The sequence below is a fragment of the Citrobacter sp. wls757 genome (assembly GCF_005280935.1).
Classification (GTDB): domain Bacteria; phylum Pseudomonadota; class Gammaproteobacteria; order Enterobacterales; family Enterobacteriaceae; genus Citrobacter; species Citrobacter portucalensis.
The window spans coordinates 244,004-248,909 of the sequence record NZ_SZWU01000060.1; the positions used below are offsets into that span (position 1 = coordinate 244,004).

Genomic DNA, 4,906 nt, shown 5'->3' on the forward strand with positions numbered 1-4,906 from the left:
ATGCCGGTGCTGGAAGTGTGGAAAGCGCAGAACGTAATTGTGTTCAAACGTTCAATGAACACTGGCTATGCAGGTGTGCAGAACCCGCTGTTCTTTAAAGACAACACCCATATGCTGTTTGGCGATGCCAAAGCCAGCGTGGATGCGATCCTGAAAGCGCTGTAATTGCCAGTAAAAGTAAGACGGCCTCTGCGGAGGCCGTTTTTTTAAACATCCAGTTTACGTTGGGTGATCCATTCCACACGAGCCGGATCGCGATGCGAGAAGAACGCGCTGGTTCCGCTGTCCATCGCGGCAATTTGCGTCATCTCTTCCGCCGTTAGGGCAAAGTCCAGCACCTGAATATTCTCGGCCATCCGCGTTTTACGCACGGTTTTCGCCAGCGAAATAATCCCACGTTGATAAATCCAACGCAGCACGACTTGACCAACGCTTTTGCCATATTTTTCACCAATAGCCGATAAGACCGGGTTCTGAAACAGGTCATTGCGTCCTTCAGCGAACGGCGCCCAGGCTTGCGGTTGAATATTCCGGCTCTGCATCCAGGCTACGGCATGCGGTTGCTGATGAAAAGGATTCACCTCAATCTGGTTAACGGCTGGAATAATGCGGTTGAAAGCGATTAAATCCGCCAGACGATCCGGATGAAAGTTACTCACGCCAATCGCGCGGATTTTCCCTTCTTCATATAATTCTTCCATCGCGCGCCAGGCACCGTGCACATCGCCATAGGGCTGATGAATCAAATAAAGGTCAATATAATCCAGTTGAAGCCGTTGCAGAGAACGTGCGAATTGCGCCTTTGCGCCTGCATAGTTGGTATCCTGTAACCACAGTTTGGTAGTCACAAAAAGCGCCTCGCGGGGGACTCCGCTTTGCTTAAGTGCATTGCCGACCTGAGTTTCATTCTGGTAGGAGGCTGCGGTATCAATCAGGCGATATCCTGTATCGATGGCATCCCGTACGGCTTGCTCACATTCGCTGGCATCAGTCATTTGATAAACGCCAAATCCGAGCAGGGGCATCTCAACTCCGTTATTCAGAACTGTTGTATTCATTGGGTTCTCCTGAGCATCATCGTTGCATTGGCTGCAGATTAGCAAATCTGTGTTGATACGATTAGTCTGTGAAATTCGCATGGACCTATGAGTAGAATTCATTTCTGAAAGGCAATTGTTGGAAGTCAGTCACAAAATATGACGCATATGATTTCACCATTCATGATTTCAGTTCATAAACTCATGCGGTTTTAACCGTCTAATCACGGCAATACGTTGTCTATATACTGCGACCTGACTTTTTAGAACATGACAGGGCACTATGCGTACACGTGAACATGCTTCACCGGTAACTACCGCAAGCCAGACCGGTCTTACTTTTATTCTGATCCTCAGTGGCCTGATGGCCTTTACATCGCTTTCTACCGATATTTATCTTCCAGCAATGCCGACGATGGCCGAGGATTTACATGGCAATGTTGAGCTGACGATTACTGGTTTCTTAATTGGTTTTACTATCGCACAGTTGATTTGGGGGCCGATTAGCGATCATATGGGGCGGCGCAAGCCGCTGTTTATCGGCATGGTGCTATTTATCATTGGTTCCGCAGGGTGTGCGCTGTCTACAAGTATCACGCAAATTGTTTTCTGGCGGGTATTTCAGGCGCTTGGAGCCTGTACCGGGCCTATGCTGGCGCGAGCGATGATCCGCGATCTCTTTGCACGTACTCGTGCGGCGCAAATGCTCTCGACCCTGGTGTTGGTTATGGCGATTGCGCCAATCGCCGGACCGTTGATTGGCGGGCAAATTATTCGCCTGAGCACCTGGCACTCTATTTTTTGGCTGCTGGTGGTGATTGGTGCGCTGATGTTTATCTCCCTAAACTGGCTGCCCGAAACATTGCCGGAAGATAAACGGGTGAAAGCCTCTTTGGCTGGCGCATTTCGTAATTACCGCTCGTTGTTAACGAATGGGCGTTTTATGCGCTATACCCTGAGCCTGACGTTTTATTACGTCGGTGCGTACGCGTTTATTACCGGGTCACCGTTTGTTTATATTAGCTATTACCATGTTGATCCACAGCATTACGGCTGGTTGTTTGCGCTAAACATTATCGGTGTTATGGCGATGAGCGTGGTTAACCGTCGTCTGGTTCAACGACACGCTCTGGAACAACTGCTGAAATATGCGACGATGCTGGCGGCGCTGGCCGCAGTGGCGCTTGCACTGCTGGTTAAGCTGGAGTCAGGCGGAATTGTTGCCATTATCGTTTCCATTTTTCTGCTGTTCTCGATGAATGGCATTATTGCCGCGACGTCGACTGCTGCGGCGTTGGACGCGGTACCGAACATTGCGGGTTCAGCTTCGGCGCTGATTGGCGCGTTGCAATATGGCAGCGGTATTATCTCATCGTTGCTGCTGGCCGCCTTCAGTGATGGCACGCCCTGGACCATGGCGTGGATAATAGCGCTATTTACGCTGTTAAGCGCCGTTTTGGCTTTCCGCGTGAAACGATAAAGGAAATGCCCCGTAATGGCGGGGCGAAAACTCATTCTTTGTTCAGATCGCTAAGCAGCACGGCAATGCTTTGACCGCCGTTGGTTTGCTCAAGCGCGATTTTCACGATGATGGTCAGCGGCACAGAAAGCAGCATCCCCACGGGACCGAGCAACCAGCCCCAGAAGATTAACGACAGAAATACCACCAGCGTAGACAGCCCCAGCCCGCGGCCCATGATCCGCGGCTCGAGGATATTCCCGAATACCAGGTTGATGACCAGATAGCCTGCCAGAACCACCAGCGCATCGTAAAGACCGCTGAATGCCAGCACCTGAGCGATAGGGGGAATGGCTGCCAATACAGAACCGATATTAGGGATGTAGTTCAGGGCGAAGGCCAGTAATCCCCAGACAAAGGCAAAGCGCACATCCAATGCAGCAAGCATGCCCCAGGCGACCAACCCGGTCACAATGCTGATTGCCGTTTTAAGCACCAGATAGTGGGAGACGCTGTCGATGGCGCGTTGAATCGCCGCCATACCTTCAATGGGGCGACTCATCATTTGTTTGAGTTTGTTGGGCAGTTGCGGTACTTCCAGTAGCATAAAAACTACAGTCAGTAGCAGTAAAAATATCGATGACATAGCATTTGAAAGCTGCGCCAGTAAATTGGTCACCAGCGTCATTGCCGCGTTCGGATCGATATATTTGACGAGCTCGTCCACGGTAACGCCGATCCCTGCGCGTTGTAACCATGGTTCAAGATTTTTCAGTGGGATAACCAGTGAAGAGCGATATTGCGGTAGCGTTCGCGCAAGTTCATTTAAGGATGTACCTAAATACGCCAACAGCAGCACCATTAACATTACAATAATAACGATAAGCAATGACACCGCAATTACGCGCGGTATGCGAAGCTTGACCATCCGCTGCACCACGGGATTGAGCACAACGGCTATAAATAACGCCAGAATAAAGGGGACGATGATATCTGCGGCAAAGCGAATACCGCTCAGGATGATAACCAGCATGCCCAGCATAATTACTATTTTTAGACCGTTAAGCGTGATGATCGGTTTCGCCATGTGTATTCCCGCATTTTTCATTTTTGAATCAGCATAATAATGTGATTTGCGTCGAGCCGTTATAACAAAAATCAAACGGGGCAGGTAAAGAAGTGAAAAGACTTTGAGTTCGTCTTGAAGCTATGATACAAATCATCTGTGTTTAACTACCGAGGACAATTATCATCCGCGATGATGAGAAGCAACACTGCGGATAATTGTAATATTATGGACAATATGTTCAGGATGTTTTTGCGTTTACCTACACTTCTTCGTACCTCCTCCACTTTCTTGCTTGCGGGTGAGCAACACTGGCGCAACGCGCTTTAGTCCCTTCTTCTGCCTGAGCTGGCGCTGTGCGCTGAGCTAACTAATTTTTTTTTTGGTTTACTGCATGCAGTAGGCCTAAAGGACTATATTCTCAAGCAGGAGAAGCATCATGTTTTACTGGATATTATTAGGTCTGGCCATCGCGGCTGAAATTACTGGTACGCTGTCAATGAAATGGGCAAGCGTTGGCCATGGTAATTCAGGCTTTATTTTAATGCTGGTAATGATCGCCTTATCATATATTTTTCTTAGTTTCGCTGTTAAAAAAATTGCCCTTGGTGTGGCCTATGCCTTGTGGGAAGGTATCGGTATTTTATTTATTACGCTGTTTAGTGTGTTGTTATTTGACGAAACCTTGTCCACGATGAAAGTGGCTGGACTGGTCTCGCTGGTATTAGGCATTGTGCTGATCAAGTCTGGTACTCGAAAACCTGCCAAAACGAGCAAAGAGGTGACCCATGCAGCAGTTTGAGTGGGTTCATGGTGCCTGGCTTGGCATGGCCATCGTGCTGGAAATAGTCGCTAACGTCTTTTTGAAATTTTCTGATGGATTTCGCCGCAAGATTTATGGCGTGCTGTCGCTGGCTGCCGTGTTAGCGGCCTTTAGTGCGCTGTCGCAGGCGGTAAAAGGTATTGACCTTTCTGTTGCCTACGCCTTGTGGGGCGGGTTTGGGATTGCCGCGACGTTAGCGGCTGGTTGGGTGTTGTTTGGTCAGCGCCTGAATAATAAAGGCTGGATCGGCGTGGCGCTGCTGCTGGCCGGAATGGTGATGATTAAACTTGCCTGATATCCGTGCTGCCCGTTAATGCGGGCAGCATATGTTACTCCTGCGCCAACTCTTCCAGCTTATCGCGAAAACCGGTCACGGATATGGCGCGATTATCGGCTCGCCAGCGATCTTTCGCTGCCGGAGCGGAGCTTTGTACGCCAATCAACTGCCAGCCTGAATCTGTCTTCAGCATCAACGGTGAACCGCTGTCGCCCGGGAGCGTGTCGCACTGGTGCGACAAGAC

At 49.6% G+C, this 4,906-nt stretch carries 6 protein-coding genes and 1 pseudogene; 4 read left to right on the top strand and 3 right to left on the bottom strand.

All coding sequences use genetic code 11. The features are described from left to right. Window positions 1–165: NAD(P)(+) transhydrogenase (Re/Si-specific) subunit beta (locus FDW94_RS24365; RefSeq protein WP_249358607.1), on the top strand; the 165-nt coding region annotated here is incomplete at its 5' end. 41 nt (window positions 166–206) lie between these two features. Here FDW94_RS24365 and FDW94_RS16055 read toward each other — a convergent pair. Further along, window positions 207–1,058 carry an aldo/keto reductase gene (locus FDW94_RS16055; protein WP_079934003.1) on the bottom strand — a complete coding sequence of 284 codons (852 nt, stop codon included), beginning with the start codon at window positions 1,056–1,058 and terminating at the stop codon, window positions 207–209. 262 nt (window positions 1,059–1,320) lie between these two features. On the opposite strand from FDW94_RS16055, the gene FDW94_RS16060 reads away from it, so the two are divergent. Then, complete coding sequence (locus FDW94_RS16060) at window positions 1,321–2,517, top strand: multidrug effflux MFS transporter (protein WP_048235417.1); 1,197 nt, start codon at window positions 1,321–1,323, stop codon at window positions 2,515–2,517. A 31-nt stretch (window positions 2,518–2,548) separates the two neighbouring features. Here FDW94_RS16060 and FDW94_RS16065 read toward each other — a convergent pair whose 3' ends face one another. Continuing rightward, entirely contained in the window at window positions 2,549–3,583 is a 1,035-nt protein-coding gene (locus tag FDW94_RS16065) for an AI-2E family transporter (protein ID WP_128611547.1), read from the bottom strand. Between the two features lie 415 nt (window positions 3,584–3,998). Between FDW94_RS16065 and mdtJ the strand changes: the two genes are divergently transcribed. Together mdtJ and mdtI are read left to right on the top strand one after the other, a co-directional pair. Beyond that, window positions 3,999–4,364, top strand: a complete 366-nt coding sequence (mdtJ, locus tag FDW94_RS16075; RefSeq protein ID WP_162623449.1) for a multidrug/spermidine efflux SMR transporter subunit MdtJ — start codon at window positions 3,999–4,001, stop codon at window positions 4,362–4,364. Beyond that, a complete protein-coding gene (gene mdtI / locus FDW94_RS16080; RefSeq protein ID WP_003832870.1) occupies window positions 4,351–4,680 on the top strand; it encodes a multidrug/spermidine efflux SMR transporter subunit MdtI in 330 nt (109 codons plus the stop codon). The genes mdtJ and mdtI overlap by 14 nt, the downstream gene beginning before the upstream one ends. Before the next feature lie 34 nt (window positions 4,681–4,714). On the opposite strand, the pseudogene FDW94_RS24370 reads toward mdtI, so the two are convergent. After that, a pseudogene (locus tag FDW94_RS24370) lies at window positions 4,715–4,906 on the bottom strand (serine protease); the annotation flags it as partial.

Bases quoted from the DNA above. Each gene is read 5' to 3' on its own strand.
- FDW94_RS16065 (WP_128611547.1), bottom strand. From the start codon at position 3,583: ATGGCGAAACCGATCATCACGCTTAACGGTCTAAAAATAGTAATTATG.
- FDW94_RS16060 (WP_048235417.1), top strand. From the start codon at position 1,321: ATGCGTACACGTGAACATGCTTCACCGGTAACTACCGCAAGCCAGACC.
- FDW94_RS16055 (WP_079934003.1), bottom strand. From the start codon at position 1,058: ATGAATACAACAGTTCTGAATAACGGAGTTGAGATGCCCCTGCTCGGA.
- mdtI (WP_003832870.1), top strand. From the start codon at position 4,351: ATGCAGCAGTTTGAGTGGGTTCATGGTGCCTGGCTTGGCATGGCCATC.